A 15,124-nucleotide genomic window follows, 5' to 3' on the forward strand; every position below is an offset into this window, starting at 1 on the left:
CGTGTTGATGGGGGGCGGTCAGTTCGGCAGCGCGATCCACTGGTCGGCCACGCGGTGCACGCGGATGCGGTGGTCGAACACCTGTTCGAGCGCGGCGTGGGTGGCCGGGTCGCTGCTGCCGCCGTGGTGCACCACGCGGCCGTGGTTCATCACCACCAGCTCGTCGGCGGCCAGCGCCATCGGCAGCTCGTGCAGCACGCTGACCACGGTGCGGCCTTCGGCCACCAGGGCGCGCGTGGTCTGCATCCAGTCGGCCTGGTGCGGCGGGTCGAGGTTGGCGAGCGGCTCGTCCATCAGCAGCAGCTCGGCCTCGACCGCGAGCGAGCGCGCCAGCAGCACGCGCTGGCGCTCGCCGCCCGAGAGCTGTCCGAGCGGCCGTTCGCGCCAGTCCCACGCTTGGGTGCTGCGCAAGGCACGCTCCACCGCTGCGCGGTCGGCCGTGCTCGGCGCCGCGAGCCAGCGCTGGTGGGGCAGGCGGCCGAGCATGGCGATGTCGTAGACCATCAGGTCGTCGGCGCTGCCCTCGCCCGCCGCGCCGCTCTGGCCCAGCCACGACAGGCGCTGCGCGCGAAGGCGGCCCGGCACCTTGGCCGACGGTTCGCCAAAAAGAAAGACTTCGCCGCGGTGCGCGAGCAGGCCCGCGAGCGCCTTGAGCAGGGTCGACTTGCCCGCCCCGTTCGGCCCGACCAGGCTGGTCCAGCGCGCCGCGCCGAGCTTCAGGTCGATGCCGTGCAGCACCTCGGTGTTGCCGAGCGTGGCGCCCAGGCCGCGGGCTTCGAGTGCGGGGATCTCCTGGCTCATGCCACCCCGCCCCGCGCGCTGCGCCTGTGCATCAGCCACAGCAGGTAGCTGCCGCCGAGCACCGCCGTGAGCACGCCCACGGGCAGTTCCTGCGGCGCGATGAGCCAGCGCGCCAGCAGGTCGGCCGCCATCAGCAGCAGGCCGCCCATTGCGGCCGACAGCACGATCAGCCCGGCATGCGTGGTCTTGACCACCGAACGCACGAGGTGCGGCGCGGCCAGGCCGACGAAGGCGATGAGCCCGGTCTGCGCCACCGCCGCGCCCGTGGCCAGCGCGAGCACCACCACCAGCGTGGCGCGCATCGCGCCCAGCGGCAGGCCGAGGCTGCGGGCCGTCGCTTCGCCGAGCGCAAGGCCGTCGAGCACCGGCGCGAGCGCCCAGCCCAGCAGCAGGCACACCGCACCGACCGCGGCCATCACCGCGCATGCGCTCCAGCCGACCAGGCCTGTGCTGCCGAGGATGAAGCCCTGGATGGCCTGCAGGATGTCGGCAGAGGCGATGGTGATCAGGTCCTTGGCGGCGCCGAGCACCACGCCGACGATCACACCCGCGAGCAGCAGCCGCAGCGTCTGCTGCACGCCGCGCGCAAGCACCAGCGTGAGCATCACCGCGAGCACCGCGCCCACGAAGGCCGCGCCCGTGAGCCCCAGGCGCATCGCCCATTGCGTGCTGGCGGCCGAGCCGCCGAACAGCAGCAGCGCCACCGCCACGCCGAGCGAGGCCCCCGAGGCGCTGCCCAGCAGATAAGGATCGGCCAGCGGATTGCGGAACAGCCCCTGCGCCACCGAGCCCGCGAGCCCGAGCAGTGCGCCCGCGAGCCACGCGCCCAGCGTGCGCGGCAGCCGGATGTCCCAGACGATGCGCAGCGCCACCGGATCGCGCCATGCCGCGACCAGGCTTTCGAAGCCGGTGCTGCCGATACCCAGGCCGAGCGCCGCCAGCGCGCCGCCCAGCACCAGCAAGGCGATGCCGAAGAGCCAGACGCGGCGCTGATGGCGTGTGTGCATGAAGTCCACCCGGGCTCAGCCGGCCTTCTCGGCGATGCAGCGCGCCATCAGCCGCGCGGCCTCGTCCATGCGCGGGCCGGGGCGCACGAGCACGTCCGACTGCGCGGCGTCGAAGCGGCAGATGCGCCCTTCGCGCACCGCGCGGATGCCGCTCCAGCCCGGGCGCTGCTCCATGCCTGCCGCGCTGCGCACGCTGACCATGATGAGATCGGGATTGGCGCGCACCACGTATTCGGGGTTGAGCTTGGGAAAGGGCCCGAGCGAAGCCGGCACGATGTTCTTCATGCCCAGGCGCGCGAGCGTCTCGCCGATGAAAGACGACTCGCCGGCCGCATAGGGCGCGCTGTTGACCTCGAAGTAGACGCGCTGGCCCCTGGCACTGGCCGGCAGCGACTGCGCCGCGGCCGACACGCCGGCATCGATCGCGCGCCAGATGTTTGGCGCCTCGCGGGTGCCGAGCACCTGGTCGAGCTTGTCGAGCACGCGCCGCACGTCGGCATGGCTCTTGGGTTCGAGCACCAGCACCTTGAGGCCCAGCGCCTCGAGCCGCTGCGTCACGCGCGAGGACTTGGCGAGCAGCACCGCATCGGGCCGCAGCGCCACGATGGCTTCGACGTTCGGGTCGAGCCCGCCGCCCAACTGCGGCAAGGCACGCACCGCGCTCGGCGAGTTGGAATAGTTGTCGACGCCCACCAGCCGCGAACAGGCACCGAGCGCGCAGACGCCTTCGGTCAGCGACGGCAGCAGCGTGACGATGCGCTGCGGCGGCTGCGGCAGGCTCACCGTCACGCCGCGCTCGTCGACCACGTCGAGGGCATGCGCGGCCAGCGCGAAGAGGCCGAGGCCAAGCGCCGCGGACAAGCACCGAATCCAGCGGGCGGTCATGCGGGTGCCTTCAGGGTCAGCGGCAAGCCGGCCGCCATCAGCGTGACGCGGTCGCAGGCGGCTGCCACGTCCTGGTTCATGCGGCCCAGCGCATCGACGAAGGCGCGCGTTTCGCGGCCGAGCGGAATCACGCCCAGCCCGATCTCGTTGCCGACCAGCACCACCGGCCCGCGCGCTTCGCGCAGCGCCATGAGCAGCATCGCGGCATGGGCAGCCGGCGTGCGCGTGACCGGCTGCGCGGTCTCGGAGCGCAGCGGCATCAGCAGGTTGGTGAGCCAGAGCGTGAGGCAGTCGACCACCACCAGCGTGTCGGGCGAACTCTGGGTGACGATGGCGCGCGCCAGCTCGACGGATTCTTCCACGGTTCGCATGGCGGGCACGCGGCGGGCGCGGTCGGCCTGGTGGCGCACGATGCGCTCCTGCATCTCTTCGTCATGCGCCTGGGCGGTGGCAATCAGCACGGCGCGCCGCATGGCGGGCGCCTCGGCCAGCCAGTCGGCGGCGCGCTGCTCGGCGCGGCGCGACTTGCCGCTCTTCTGGCCGCCGAGGATGAATTCGTGTTCAACGCGCATGCGCATCGGCCTCCGGGGTTTCGTGTTCGAGCTCGATCGGCATCGCGCCGAACAGCCTGGCCGTGGCTTCGGGGCTGGACGCGAACCACGCATGAAAATAGCTCGCCCGCACCGGGCCGTGCACATAGAAGGCCTCTCCGGCGCGGGCGTCCGCGCCGGGCCTGCCGGTGAAGGCCGCCGGCACCAGCGGCGTTTCGCAGCTCGAATAGTGAAAGGTGTGGCCGCGCAGCGTGTGGGCACCCAGTGTGAGCTGCTGCGGCCCGAGGCCGGACAGCCGCTTGTGCATCGCGACCCGGCCCGGCAGCAGCCCCCAGAGCGCGTGCGATGCGCCATCGGCCGTTTCCAGTTGCTCGAACAGCGACATCATGCCGCCACACTCGGCCCATACCGGCTTGCCCGCGGCGGCATGCGCAGCCAGCGACGCGCGCAGGGAATCGCTGGCGGACAGCGCCTTCGCATGCAGCTCGGGGTAGCCGCCGGGCAGCCAGAGCGCATCGCATGCGGGCAGCGCATCGCCGGCGAGCGGAGAGAAGAACACCACCCGCGCGCCCAGCGCCGCAAGCACGTCGAGGTTGGCCGGATAGATGAAGGCAAAGGCCGCATCGCGCGCGACCGCGATGGTGCGCCCCTGCAGCAGCGGATCGATGCGCGCCGGCGGCTCGGCCGCGGCAGCCTCGAAGCGCACCTGCGGCCAATCGGAAAGCGGCCGCTTGCCCAGGGGCGTGGCGGCCATCGCGTCGGCCGCCGCATCGAGCCGTGCCGTCGCGTCGCCGAGTTCATGCGCAGCGACCAGCCCCAGGTGCCGCTCGGGCAGTTCGAAACCGGCGCCGCGCGGCAGGCTGCCGAGCCACTGCGCCGGTTCGCGCAAGGCCGCTTTTAGCATGCCGGCATGGCGCTCGCCGGCCACGCGGTTGGCCAGCACGCCGGCCCAGGGCAGCGCGGGACGGAAGTTCTGCAGGCCGTAGGCCAGCGCGCCGAAGGTGCCGGCCATGGCCTGCGCATCGATCACGGCCAGCACCGGCAGGCCGAAGCGCTCGGCCAGGTCCGCCGCGCTGGGGCTGCCGTCGAACAGGCCCATGACGCCCTCGACGATCAGCAGGTCGGCCTCGGCCGCGGCCGCATGCAGCCGCCGGCGGCAGTCGGCCTCGCCGGTCATCCAGAGGTCGAGCGAATGCACCGGCGCGCCGCTGGCAAGCGCCAGCCAGTACGGGTCGAGAAAGTCGGGCCCGCACTTGAAGACCCGCACGCGCCGGCCCTGGCGCGCGTGCAGCCGCGCCAGCGCGGCCGCGACGGTGGTCTTGCCCTGCCCCGAAGCCGGTGCCGCCACCAGCACGGCGGCGCAGCTGTGCGCGGCGATCGGTTCGCCGTTGTTGCGGGGCTGGCTTATTGCGGTGTCCACTTCAGGCCGATGTATGCGTTGCGGCCGCCGGTGGCGTAGCCGCGTGCAAGCGTGTAGTCCTTGTCGCCCACATTGTCGACGCGGGCCACCAGGCCGATGTCGCGCGTGATCTGCGTGCTGGCCACCAGGTTCAGCACGGTGTAGCCGCCCAGCGTGCGGGTGTTGGCCGCTTCGTCGAAGCGCTTGCTCGACGATTGCAGCTCGGCGCCCAGCGTCCAGCCGGCAATGCGCCAGTCGGCGCCCAGCGTGCCGTGGCGGCGCGCGCGGCGGGCCAGCAGGTGGTCGGTGTCCAGGTCGCGCGGGTCCTGGAAGTCGAGCGATGCGCGCAGGCTCACGTCGCCGATGCGGTGCCCGCCCGACAGTGTCACGCCCTGGTAGCGGGCGCGCGCGGTGCTGGCATAGCAGCCGAAGCCGGAGCGGCAGTTGGTGGCCGAGCCGTCGAACACGATCAGGTTCTCGACGCGGTTCTGGTAAACGACGATGCCCGCATGCGTGCCGCCGTCGGTGTACTGCAGGCCGAGTTCGACGTTGCGGCTCGACTCGGGCTTGAGGCTGGCCACGCCGTATTCGCTGAAGCGCTGGTAGAGCGTGGGCGCGCGGAAGGCGGTGCCGGCCGAGACGGTGGCGCGCAGGCGCGGCGTGATCGCGTAGCCGTAGGCGGCGCTGCCGGTGGCCTTGCCGCCGAATTCGCTGTCGTCGTCATGGCGCACATGCAACTGGAGCGAATGCGCGCCCTGCACGAAGCCATAACCGAGCGAGACCGCATCCTGCGAACGCTTGCTCGAGAGCAGGCCGCTGCTGGTGGTGGGCGCATTCTCGAGCGCGTCTTCGCGGCGCTCGAGCGTGGCCGTCACCAGGTGCGGGCCGAAGCGGAATTCGTTCTGGAACAGGTAGCCGCGCAGATTGGTTTCGGTGCGGTAGAACGAAGGCTGGGTCTTGTAGACCGACTGCGAATCGGTGACCTGCACGCGCGTGCTGTAGATGTCGTTCCACTTGGCCGACCACGAGAGCCCGGCCGTGCGCAGCGTGTTGTTCGAGATGTCGTTCCGGAAGAGGATCGGCGGCTTGGTCCTGAAGCTCACCGGCGGGTCGTAGCCGGCTTCCATGTCGCTGTACAGCAGCGTGGCTTCCAGCCGCTGGTTCGGCGTGAGCTGGTAGCCCAGGCGCAGGTTGCCGGAATTGCTGCGGTAGCCGTCGCGGTCGGGGCTGGTGAAGCCGTCCTTGGAGGGCGTGCGCTTGTCCATCGGCAGCACGTTGAAGCCCCGGCTTTCCTCGTGCGCCGCGCCCAGCGAATAGTCGAAGGCGCCCGACTTACCGCTCACGCCCGCCTCCGCCTTGCGCAGGCCGTGGCTGCCGAAGCCGATGCCCGCGTAGGGCGCCACGCCTTCTTCGCCGCGCCTGGTGAAGAGCTGGATCACGCCGCCCACGGCATCGGAGCCGTACACCGCGGCGGCCGGGCCGCGCAGCACTTCGATGCGGTCGATCTGCGAGAGCGGAATGCTTTCCCAGCCGGCACCGCCGGTCGATTGCGAATCGACGCGCACGCCGTCGACGTAGACGGCCGTGAAGCGCGTCTCGGCGCCGCGGATGTAGAGGCTGGTGGTGTTGCCCACGCTGCCGTTGCGCGTGATCTCGATGCCCGGCAGGCGCGCCAGCACGTCGGCCACGCCGACCGCGCCGCTGCGCTCGATGGTCTGGCGGTCGACCACGGACACGTCGCCCACGAGGTCCGACAGCGGCTGCGGCGTGCGGTTGGCGGTGACCACGGTTTCGCCGAGTGCCGGCGCATCCTGCTGGGCATGCGCGACGGCCGGCAGTTGAAGCAGCGCCATGCCGCCGAAAGAAGAGGCCAGCGCGAGCGGCAGGCAGGCAAGGCGGCGGCGCGCAGGCGCACGGCCGAGGGAAAGGAAACCACAGGAAGTCATGAATGGAGCGAACGAACGTCTATGCCCGTCGCCGGCTTCCCCGCCGGCGCTTGGGCGCAATGGCTGCCTTGCGCGCCGAATCGACAATCGATCGCGCATGCGGCAGCCGCCTTGTTGGCCGGTATCCGGGCTGGCAGTGCGACCCCACCGCCTTCCCAGGCGCCTGTTTCAGGGCACCCAGTGGCTTGATGGATGAGGTTGACGCTTGCGGCGTCGACTGCTTGACCGTTGCGGGGGCAGCGCAGGCGGCTTCGGCCCTGTTCCGTTTCAGGGGGCGTTCACTCCTGCTTCCCGTTGAACCGCGGCGTGTGAACCACGCCGCAGGCACCAACGCGCAGGATTTTAGGGCCTGGGCCAGCGCAGTAAGCCAAAAGTTGCGCCGCCTGCCGTCCGCCGGGGAAACTACAATCGCCAACCATGCCCGCCTCCAGCCCCATCGACCAGATCGCCGAGCGTGTGGAACGCCTGCTCGTGCGTCATGAAGAGGTGCAGCGCACCAATGCGCTGCTGCAGGAGCAGGTCGAAGCGCTCACGCGCGAGCGCGACGCGCTGAAGTCGCGGCTGGCCGCGGCCCGCACGCGCCTCGATGCGCTGCTCGAGCGGCTGCCGGCCGAACCACCTTCCCAAGATTCCCCCGCATGAAGCAGATTGAAGTTCAGATCATGGGCCAGAGCTATCTGCTCGGCTGCCCCGAAGGCGGCGAGGCGCAGCTGCGCGACGCCGTCGAGCGCGTGGACGCGGCCATGTGCAAGATCCGCGATGCGGGCAAGGTGAAGGCGCGCGACCGCATCGCGGTGCTCGCTTCGCTCAACCTGGCTTTCGACCTGGCGGCCCAGCAGGCGGCCGCCGCGGCCGCGCCGGCTCCCGTGGCCGCGGCCTCCTCGGCAGAGGGCGGCGACGCCGATGCCAAGGCCGCCCAGCTCATTCAGAAACTCGATCAAGCCCTTGCGGGCGATGACCATTTACTCTGAGCGGAAGCACCCGGCCCGTCCGGGGCGTAAAATCCGAACTGTCTGCGGTGCGCGTCGGGCTTAATATTTCCTTGTTCCAATGCTCTCCGGAGCCGGGCTTGGTACATCGCTTGACGGGTGTGATCATCTCGCGTCAGATGAACCCGAAGTCTTGCTGCCCTCGCCCACCTGAACCCTGGTTCAGGATGCGGGTTCGGCGCCCACTTGCAGACACCTTTTTCCGTTCATACGGCCCCTGCATGCGCTGCACGGGGCCGTTGCTTTTTTTCAAGGCTCCGCTGCGTGACTTCCCTGCTCGACCCCCTCCTGATCGCCGAACTGGCCGCGCTCGGCCTGGGCACCGGTTTCCTGGCGGGCCTGCTGGGCATCGGCGGCGGGATGCTCATGGTGCCGTTCATCACGATCATCATGGGGCACCGCGGGGTGGCTTCCGATCTGGCCGTGAAGATGGCGATCGCCACCTCGATGGCCACGATCATCTTCACCTCGGTGTCCAGCGTGCGCGCCCATCACAAGCGCGGCGCGGTGCGCTGGGACATCGTGCGGCGCCTGGCGCCCGGCATCGTCATCGGCAGCCTGCTGGGCAGCCTGGGCGTGTTCGCGCTGCTCAAGGGCACGGTGCTGGCCATCGTCTTTGCGCTGTTCGTGGGCTTCTCGGCCACGCAGATGTTCCTCGACCGCAAGCCCAAGCCCACGCGCCAGATGCCGGGCACCGCGGGGCAGCTGTCGGCGGGCGGCGCCATCGGATTCATCTCGGGCCTGGTCGGCGCGGGCGGCGGCTTTGTCAGCGTGCCGTTCATGACCTGGTGCAACATCTCCATCCACAACGCCGTGGCCACCAGCGCCGCGCTCGGCTTTCCGATTGCGGTGGCCAACGTGCTGGGCTACGTGGTGAGCGGACAGTCGGTGCAGGGACTTCCGGCCGGCGCGTTCGGCTACATCTGGCTGCCCGCGCTGGTGGTCATTGCGCTGTGCAGCGTGCTCACTGCGCCGCTCGGCGCGAAGGCGGCGCACAACCTGCCGGTGAAGAAGCTCAAGCGCGTGTTCGCGAGCATCCTGTACCTGCTGGCTGCCTACATGCTCTGGAAGGGCCTGCAGGGCTGAGCAGCCGAGTGCGTTGAAAGCCCCTCGGCGGCCGGGTGGGATCCGTTGCGAGGCCGCGGCGCCGGCCGTATAACGGGCGCATGAAAATCCTCATTGCTGTCGACGGCAGCGCCTACACGCAGAAGGCGCTCAATTACCTGCTGGCCAACCGCGCGATGTTCGTGGATGGCCACGAGCTGGTCATCGTGCATGTCTGCACCGGCATCTCGGGCCACGTGGCGCGCCACCTCAGCAAGGAGGTCATCGCCGACTACTACGCCGAGGAAAACGCCAAGGTGCTCGACCCCGTGGCGGCCCTGCTCGCGCAGAACAAGGTGAGCAACTACACGATCGACAAGCGCCATGGCCATGCGGCCGAGGAAATCCTCAAGTCGGCGGCTGCGGCGCATGCGCAGCTGATCGTGCTCGGCACCCATGGCCACGGCATCATCGGCCGCGCGCTGATGGGCTCGGTGGCCACCAAGGTGATCTCCGAGACCGACACCTCGGTGCTGCTGGTGCAGTAGCCGGGTTTTTCTCTTCCCCTTTTTATTGCACGCGCTGCTGCCGCCATTCGCGCGGCGAGCAGCCGAAGCGTTCGCGGAACGCGCGGCTGAAATGCGCCGCGTCGTTGAAGCCGCGGCCGTAGGCAATCTCGGCCACGGGCCGGCCGGCCAGGCGCGCCTCGAGCAGGTCGCGGCTGCAGGCTTCGAGCCGGCGCTCCCAGATGTACTGCGAAGGCGTGAGCGGCTCGCTCTTGAAGACGCGGTGGATGTGGCTCGCCGAAACGCCCAACTGCGCCGCGAGGCTTCCCACCGACAGCGAAGGATCCGCCAACTGCTCGTCGATGCGCCGCTTCACGCGGGCCAGGTGGTAGGCCGTGAGGCTGCTCAGGCCCGGTGAGCGCGCCGCGGGCAGCGTCTGCAGCCCGGCCACGAGAATGCTCTGCACGCCGTTGGCCACCGCCAGGGCCGACGCGGGCTGCAAGGTGTCGATGTCCTCGCGCAGCGTGCGGATCATGCCCAGCAGCAGGTGCCCCGCACCCTCGCGTCCCGACACGGTGGTGGCCGTCAGCGCTTCGGTGTCGTGCAGCTCGCTGCGCAGGCGCTCGCCCGGCAGCTTGAGCACGATCTGCTCGAAGCTGTCGTCGAACAGCAGCTGGTAGGGCCGCGTGCTGTCGTACAGCGCGAAGTCGCCCGCCGCCAGCACGGCGTCGCGCCCATCCTGCCGCACCACGCCCTGGCCGCGCGCCTGGATGCTGACCAGAAAGCAGTCGTCGCCCGAGCGCGAGATGTGGCCCGGCGTGCGCATCACCTTCTGGGGCCCCGACCTGACCACCGACACGTCCAGGCTCGGCAGCGTGTGCTGGCGGATGCTGCCTTCGAAATTGCCGCTATCGCCTTCGCGCACCGGATCGCATCCGAGCTGCACGTAGACGTTGCAGATCATGTCGGTCCAGTAGGCGAGCCGCTGGCCGCGCGGAACGGCATCGGTGCTGAGCAACGGGGTCATCGGGGTTCCTTCGGAAGTCGGCATGCAACGCTGGAACAAGAACGCCGCAAGTTCGGGTCAAGGCGTTTCGCGGCGGCGAATCTACGCTTGAAGCAACCCGCATGCCACCACGCAAACCCGGTGCGAGGTGTGCGAAGTTGTTTCTTTCAACCCCTGCTTCCGGAGACCCGCCGCCATGCCCGCCACCGTTCACCCCAAGCTCCGCGTTGCCGCCGTGCAGGCAGCGCCCGTGTTCCTCGATCTCGACGGCACCATCGACAAGACCATCGACCTCATGGCCCAGGCCGCCGGCCAGGGCGTGAAGCTCATCGCTTTTCCCGAGACCTGGATGCCCGGCTACCCGTGGTGGATCTGGCTCGACTCGCCGGCCTGGGGCATGCAGTTCGTGCAGCGTTACCACGACAACGCGCTGGTCGTGGGCTCGGCCGAATTCGACCGCGTCCGGGAGGCCGCGCGCAAGCACAAGATCTGGGTTTCGCTCGGATACAGCGAAAAGGCTGCGGGCAGCCTCTACATTGCGCAGGCGCTGATCGACGACCAGGGCCTCACGGTGCAGACGCGCCGCAAGCTCAAGCCCACGCATGTGGAGCGCACCGTGTTCGGCGAGGGCGACGGCTCGGACCTGGCCGTGGTCGAAACGCCCATCGGTAACATCGGATCGCTCTCGTGCTGGGAGCATCTTCAGCCGCTCAGCAAGTACGCGATGTATGCGCAGAACGAGCAGATCCACTGCGGCGCCTGGCCGAGCTTTTCGCTCTACCGCGGCGCGGCCTATGCGCTCGGCCCCGAACTCAACAACGCCGCGAGCCAGGTGTACGCGGCCGAGGGCCAGTGCTTCGTGATTGCACCGTGCGCCACGGTTTCCCAGGCGATGAGCGAGCTGATGTGCACCGACGCCGGCAAGCAGCAGATGCTGCGCGTGGGCGGCGGCTTTGCACGCATCTATGCGCCCGACGGTTCGCCGCTGGGCACGCCGCTGGCCGAAGACCAGGAGGGCCTCGTGATCGCCGACATCGACCTGGGAATGATCGCGCTCTCCAAGGCGGCCGCCGACCCGAGCGGCCATTACTCGCGGCCCGACGTCACGCAGTTGCTGTTCAACAAGACGCGCCGCGAACCCGTGGTGCTGCAGCGTGCGCCCGAGGTCGAGCGCGGTGCCTTCGAGGCCATCGTCGCCCCACCCGAGCCGGCAGCGGCAGACGCGCGCCAACAGCCGCTGGCGGCCTGAAGCACCGGAGCCACGCCATGGAATCCGCCATTGCCGAGCACCTGAAGTGCCCTCGCACGCGCCATCGCCGCGTGGAGGACGACTACGCGCCACCCTACCCCGCATGGTCGGCGCGCGCGCCGGGCGCGGTCCGGCAGGTCGTGATGGGTTATTTCGGCGTGCAGTCGCGCGGCGCCGGGATGCAGGGCCGCGCATGCGCGGCGCTGATGAAGATCGCCGCCGGCTTTGCGCTGCCCGACGGGCCCGGCCACCACGACTTCGCGCACCATGTCGACGCCGCCGGCTGCGACAACATGGTCGCCATCGCCTACTGGAGCGACCCTGCGGCCCATGCGCGCTGGTGCGCGGCGCCCGAGGTCGATGCCTGGTGGCGCTCCGACGAGCGGCTGGCGGACGGCCTCGGCTACTTCCGCGAAATCGTTGCGCCGCGCGCCGAGCACTTCGAGACCATGTTCAACACGCCCGACCGCCTCGAAGGCGTGGGCGTGGTGATGGGCGGCGTGAGCGGCGAACTGCAGGAGCACGGCTACTGGGGTTCGATGCGCGACCGCATTCCGCTGTCGCAGACCGACGCCATGGCGCCCTCGGGCACGCGCGCCGTCAACGCCGGCGCGCCGGCACCCGGCCAGCGCGTGCGCATCGCAGGCCACGAGAACATCGCCATGATCCGCTCCGGCCAGGAATGGGCCGACACCACGGGACAGGAACGCACGCTCTACCTCGGCGAGATGGAACCCGTGCTGCGCGAAGGCATGGACTTCCTGCGCGACCAGGGCCTTCGCATCGGCTGCTACAGCAACCGCTACATGCAGCACCTCGATGCCAAGGGGGCGCCGCTGGAGAAATCCTTCGGCCTGAGCTTCTGGCACTCGCTCGCCGACATGGAGCGCTGGGCCGAATCGCATCCCACGCACGTCGCGATCTTCGGCAGCTTCATGCGCTACGTGCAGGCACTGAACTTCCAGCTGCAGCTGCGCGTGTACCACGAGGTGTCGGTGCTGAAGGCCGACGAACAGAGCTACGAATACATCAACTGCCATGCGGGCAGCGGGCTCATGAACGGGCTGGGCGAGGTGTAGCGGGCCCCTCGCTCCGGGGGGCGAGGATCGCGAGGCCTAGCCGAACAACCCCTTGTGCTGCTCCCGCAGCAGCGCCTTCTGCACCTTGCCCATGGTGTTGCGCGGCAGCTCGGGCACGACGAAGCAGCGCTTGGGAATCTTGAAGTTCGCGAGCTTCGACTTGAGCTCCGCCACGATGGCATCGGGGTCGAGCGCCCCATTGCCCTTGGCAATGACGATGGCCACGCCCACCTCGCCGAAGTCGGGGTGCGGCACGCCGACTACCGCGCTTTCGGCCACGCCCGGCAGCTCGTTGATGTAGCCCTCGATCTCGGCGGGATAGACGTTGTAGCCGCCGCTGATGATCAGGTCCTTGCTGCGTCCGACGATGGTGACGTAGCCGCGGCCGTCGATCTTGCCGACGTCGCCGGTCTTGAAGAAACCATCGGCGGTGAATTCTTCCTTCGTCTTCTCCGGCATGCGCCAGTAGCCCGCGAACACGTTCGGGCCGCTGACCTGGATGTTGCCGATCTCGTCAGTGGTGCAGTCGCGGCCGGCGTCGTCGCGCACGCGCAGCCGCACGCCCGGCAGCGCAAAGCCGACGGTGCCGCCGCGGCGCTCGCCCTGGGCAGGGTTGTAGGGGTTGGAGGTGAGCATGACGGTTTCGCTCATGCCGTAGCGCTCCAGGATGGTGTGGCCGGTGCGCTCGCGCCATTCGTCGAAGGTCTCGATGAGCAGCGGCGCGGAACCGGCAATGAACAGCCGCATGCCGCGCACCGCCTCGCGCGTGAGGCCGGGCTCGGCCAGCAGGCGCACATAGAGCGTGGGTACGCCCATGAACACGGTGGCCTCGGGCAGCTTCTCGACCACGCGCTTCGGGTCGAACCTGGAGAACCAGATCATCTTGCTGCCGTTGAGCAGCGCACCGTGGAGCGCAACGAAGAGGCCGTGCACATGGAAGATCGGCAGCGCGTGGATCAGCACGTCGCCCTCCGTCCAGCCCCAGTAGTCCTTGAGCACCTCGGCGTTCGACAGCAGGTTGCCATGCGTGAGCATCGCGCCCTTGCTGCGGCCGGTGGTGCCGCTGGTGTAGAGGATGGCGGCCAGGTCGCCTGCGTTCTTGCGCGCCGCTTCATGCCGGTCGCTGCATTGCGCGGCAAGCTCCAGCAGCGTGCCGGTGCGGTCGTCGTCCAGCGTGAACACATGCCGGGTGCCCGCCGCACTCGCGATCGGTCCGACCCACGCGGCATTGCGGCTGGTGCACACCACCACGGCCGGCTCGGCGTTGCCGATGAAGTATTCGATCTCGGCGCTCTGGTAGGCGGTGTTGAGCGGCAGGAACACGTAGCCGGCGCGCAGCGTGGCGAGGTAGAGGATCATCGCCTCGACCGATTTCTCGACCTGCACCGCGATGCGGGCGCCCTCCGCGAGCCCCAGCGCGCCGAACAGGTTGGCCATCATCGCGCTGGCGCGGTCGAGGTCCTGCCACGAATAGAACAGGCCGTTGTCGGTTTCCACGGCCGTGCGGCCGAGTTCGGCGGGAAAGGCCGCGCGCAGGGCGGCGAACAGGTTGGAATTGGCTTTCGTCTTCATCGGGCAGGTGCTTCGGATATTCGGTGTGACGTGGAGGCTGGCTGCCGCCCGCTACTCGAGCTTGGCGCCCGAGGCCTTCACCACCGAGGCCCAGCGCTTGATCTCGGAATTCACGAAGCCGCCGTACGAGGCCATGGTAAGGTTCGGGATCTCGGAGCCATTCTGGGCCCAGATGGCCTTGAGCTCGTCGCTCTGAAGGGCCTTCTTCATGCTGTCGACGATGCGTGCCTGCAGCTCGGCCGGCGTGCCCTTGGGCGCCCACAGGCCGTACCAGGTGGTGACCGTGTAGTCGGGCAGGCCGACCTCGGCCGCGCAGGGCACGTCGGGGAACGCCGGGTTGCGCTTGCTGCCGGCAACCATCAGCGCCTTGATGCGCCCGCCCTTGATGTGCTGGGCCGAGGAGCCGAGGCCGTCGAACATCAGGTCGACGTTGCCGGCGATCAGGTCGGACAGCGCCGGCCCCGCGCCGCGGTAGGGAATGTGCGTGATGAAGGTGCCGGTCTGCAGCTTGAACAGCTCGCCCGCCAGGTGGTGCGAGGTGCCTGCGCCGGCCGAGCCGTAGTTGAGCTTGCCGGGGCTGCGCTTGGCGGCGGCCACGAGTTCCTGCAGCGTATTGGCCGTGACGCGGCGCGGGTTGACCACCACCACCTGCGGCACGTTGGCCAGCAGCATCAGCGGCACGAAGTCTTTCTCGAGGTCGTAGTCGAGCTTGGGGTAGATCGACGGCGCAATTGCGTGGTGCACCGCGCCCATGAAGAGCGTGTAGCCATCGGGCTGGGCCTTGGCGGCGATGCTGGCCCCCACGGTGCCGCCCGCGCCGCCGCGGTTGTCGATGACCAGCGTCTGGCCGGTGACCTTGGCGAACTGGGCCGAGAGCGGGCGCGCGAAGGCGTCGGTGCCGCCGCCGGCCGGGAACGGCACCACCATGTTGACCGGCCGCGTCGGCCAATTACCTCCCTGCGCCCCTGCCCCGCCGCACAGAACGGCGGCACCGGCCGCGGCCAGGCGCAGCACCTCGCGTCGCTGAAAACTCTGAGTCATCTGTCATCTCCTGTCGTTGTAGATTGCCGCACCATGCGGGCCGGCGCAG

15 protein-coding genes and 1 riboswitch are annotated in these 15,124 nt (G+C 69.6%); of the genes, 6 read left to right on the top strand and 9 right to left on the bottom strand.

The annotated features are described in order from the left end of the window. Positions 1-18 precede the first annotated feature (18 nt). Genes VPA02S_RS00125 through VPA02S_RS00150 form a run of 6 tightly spaced genes read right to left on the bottom strand, consistent with a single transcriptional unit; the run spans position 19 to position 6,589 of the window. The gene (locus VPA02S_RS00125) at positions 19-801 is read right to left on the bottom strand and encodes an ABC transporter ATP-binding protein (protein WP_062361446.1); all 783 of its coding nucleotides are present in this window, start codon (positions 799-801) and stop codon (positions 19-21) included. After that, the gene (locus tag VPA02S_RS00130) at positions 798-1,808 is read right to left on the bottom strand and encodes a FecCD family ABC transporter permease (protein WP_026284069.1); all 1,011 of its coding nucleotides are present in this window, start codon (positions 1,806-1,808) and stop codon (positions 798-800) included. Before VPA02S_RS00130 ends, VPA02S_RS00125 begins: the two co-directional genes overlap by 4 nt. A 15-nt stretch (positions 1,809-1,823) precedes the next feature. Continuing rightward, positions 1,824-2,693 carry an ABC transporter substrate-binding protein gene (locus VPA02S_RS00135; RefSeq protein ID WP_062361449.1) on the bottom strand — a complete coding sequence of 290 codons (870 nt, stop codon included), beginning with the start codon at positions 2,691-2,693 and terminating at the stop codon, positions 1,824-1,826. Beyond that, the gene (locus VPA02S_RS00140; RefSeq protein ID WP_062364354.1) at positions 2,690-3,265 is read right to left on the bottom strand and encodes a bifunctional adenosylcobinamide kinase/adenosylcobinamide-phosphate guanylyltransferase; all 576 of its coding nucleotides are present in this window, start codon (positions 3,263-3,265) and stop codon (positions 2,690-2,692) included. Before VPA02S_RS00140 ends, VPA02S_RS00135 begins: the two co-directional genes overlap by 4 nt. After that, positions 3,255-4,664 (bottom strand): cobyrinic acid a,c-diamide synthase CobB, encoded by a 1,410-nt coding sequence (locus VPA02S_RS00145; RefSeq protein WP_062361454.1) that lies wholly within the window; start codon positions 4,662-4,664, stop codon positions 3,255-3,257. The genes VPA02S_RS00140 and VPA02S_RS00145 overlap by 11 nt, the downstream gene beginning before the upstream one ends. Continuing rightward, positions 4,649-6,589 (bottom strand): TonB-dependent receptor domain-containing protein, encoded by a 1,941-nt coding sequence (locus tag VPA02S_RS00150; protein WP_062361457.1) that lies wholly within the window; start codon positions 6,587-6,589, stop codon positions 4,649-4,651. Before VPA02S_RS00150 ends, VPA02S_RS00145 begins: the two co-directional genes overlap by 16 nt. A gap of 99 nt (positions 6,590-6,688) precedes the next feature. Further along, positions 6,689-6,935, bottom strand: a riboswitch (cobalamin riboswitch). A gap of 71 nt (positions 6,936-7,006) precedes the next feature. Between VPA02S_RS00150 and VPA02S_RS00155 the strand changes: the two genes are divergently transcribed. The 4 genes from VPA02S_RS00155 to VPA02S_RS00170 all read left to right on the top strand — a co-directional run bounded on the left by VPA02S_RS00155 (position 7,007) and on the right by VPA02S_RS00170 (position 9,170). Beyond that, entirely contained in the window at positions 7,007-7,231 is a 225-nt protein-coding gene (locus VPA02S_RS00155) for a hypothetical protein (protein WP_012747655.1), read from the top strand. Beyond that, a complete protein-coding gene (locus VPA02S_RS00160) occupies positions 7,228-7,560 on the top strand; it encodes a cell division protein ZapA (RefSeq protein WP_018905064.1) in 333 nt (110 codons plus the stop codon). Before VPA02S_RS00155 ends, VPA02S_RS00160 begins: the two co-directional genes overlap by 4 nt. 282 nt (positions 7,561-7,842) lie before the next feature. Then, on the top strand, positions 7,843-8,664 hold the full coding sequence (locus VPA02S_RS00165) for a sulfite exporter TauE/SafE family protein (protein WP_018905065.1): 822 nt from the start codon (positions 7,843-7,845) through the stop codon (positions 8,662-8,664). An 80-nt stretch (positions 8,665-8,744) separates the two neighbouring features. Continuing rightward, a complete protein-coding gene (locus VPA02S_RS00170) occupies positions 8,745-9,170 on the top strand; it encodes a universal stress protein (protein ID WP_018905066.1) in 426 nt (141 codons plus the stop codon). A 22-nt stretch (positions 9,171-9,192) separates the two neighbouring features. Here VPA02S_RS00170 and VPA02S_RS00175 read toward each other — a convergent pair whose 3' ends face one another. Then, a complete protein-coding gene (locus VPA02S_RS00175; protein WP_018905067.1) occupies positions 9,193-10,155 on the bottom strand; it encodes an AraC-like ligand-binding domain-containing protein in 963 nt (320 codons plus the stop codon). A gap of 175 nt (positions 10,156-10,330) precedes the next feature. Between VPA02S_RS00175 and VPA02S_RS00180 the strand changes: the two genes are divergently transcribed. Beyond that, entirely contained in the window at positions 10,331-11,383 is a 1,053-nt protein-coding gene (locus VPA02S_RS00180) for a carbon-nitrogen hydrolase family protein (RefSeq protein WP_018905068.1), read from the top strand. Between the two features lie 17 nt (positions 11,384-11,400). Further along, positions 11,401-12,462: a phenylacetaldoxime dehydratase family protein gene (locus VPA02S_RS00185; protein ID WP_018905069.1), complete on the top strand. Its 1,062-nt coding sequence runs from the start codon at positions 11,401-11,403 to the stop codon at positions 12,460-12,462. A gap of 36 nt (positions 12,463-12,498) precedes the next feature. On the opposite strand, the gene VPA02S_RS00190 is transcribed toward VPA02S_RS00185, so the two are convergent. Then, the gene (locus VPA02S_RS00190) at positions 12,499-14,034 is read right to left on the bottom strand and encodes a malonate--CoA ligase (protein WP_018905070.1); all 1,536 of its coding nucleotides are present in this window, start codon (positions 14,032-14,034) and stop codon (positions 12,499-12,501) included. 51 nt (positions 14,035-14,085) lie between these two features. Further along, positions 14,086-15,075 carry a Bug family tripartite tricarboxylate transporter substrate binding protein gene (locus tag VPA02S_RS00195; protein ID WP_018905071.1) on the bottom strand — a complete coding sequence of 330 codons (990 nt, stop codon included), beginning with the start codon at positions 15,073-15,075 and terminating at the stop codon, positions 14,086-14,088. Positions 15,076-15,124 lie beyond the last annotated feature (49 nt).

The organism is Variovorax paradoxus NBRC 15149 (assembly GCF_001591365.1).
In the GTDB taxonomy this organism is placed as follows: domain Bacteria; phylum Pseudomonadota; class Gammaproteobacteria; order Burkholderiales; family Burkholderiaceae_C; genus Variovorax; species Variovorax paradoxus.

Excerpts from the sequence above, each read along its gene's own strand:
- VPA02S_RS00175 (WP_018905067.1), bottom strand. The coding sequence starts at position 10,155 with ATGACCCCGTTGCTCAGCACCGATGCCGTTCCGCGCGGCCAGCGGCTC.
- VPA02S_RS00130 (WP_026284069.1), bottom strand. The coding sequence starts at position 1,808 with ATGCACACACGCCATCAGCGCCGCGTCTGGCTCTTCGGCATCGCCTTG.
- VPA02S_RS00160 (WP_018905064.1), top strand. The coding sequence starts at position 7,228 with ATGAAGCAGATTGAAGTTCAGATCATGGGCCAGAGCTATCTGCTCGGC.
- VPA02S_RS00190 (WP_018905070.1), bottom strand. The coding sequence starts at position 14,034 with ATGAAGACGAAAGCCAATTCCAACCTGTTCGCCGCCCTGCGCGCGGCC.
- VPA02S_RS00195 (WP_018905071.1), bottom strand. The coding sequence starts at position 15,075 with ATGACTCAGAGTTTTCAGCGACGCGAGGTGCTGCGCCTGGCCGCGGCC.
- VPA02S_RS00140 (WP_062364354.1), bottom strand. The coding sequence starts at position 3,265 with ATGCGCGTTGAACACGAATTCATCCTCGGCGGCCAGAAGAGCGGCAAG.
- VPA02S_RS00185 (WP_018905069.1), top strand. The coding sequence starts at position 11,401 with ATGGAATCCGCCATTGCCGAGCACCTGAAGTGCCCTCGCACGCGCCAT.
- VPA02S_RS00135 (WP_062361449.1), bottom strand. The coding sequence starts at position 2,693 with ATGACCGCCCGCTGGATTCGGTGCTTGTCCGCGGCGCTTGGCCTCGGC.
- VPA02S_RS00125 (WP_062361446.1), bottom strand. The coding sequence starts at position 801 with ATGAGCCAGGAGATCCCCGCACTCGAAGCCCGCGGCCTGGGCGCCACG.
- VPA02S_RS00155 (WP_012747655.1), top strand. The coding sequence starts at position 7,007 with ATGCCCGCCTCCAGCCCCATCGACCAGATCGCCGAGCGTGTGGAACGC.
- VPA02S_RS00170 (WP_018905066.1), top strand. The coding sequence starts at position 8,745 with ATGAAAATCCTCATTGCTGTCGACGGCAGCGCCTACACGCAGAAGGCG.
- VPA02S_RS00150 (WP_062361457.1), bottom strand. The coding sequence starts at position 6,589 with ATGACTTCCTGTGGTTTCCTTTCCCTCGGCCGTGCGCCTGCGCGCCGC.
- VPA02S_RS00180 (WP_018905068.1), top strand. The coding sequence starts at position 10,331 with ATGCCCGCCACCGTTCACCCCAAGCTCCGCGTTGCCGCCGTGCAGGCA.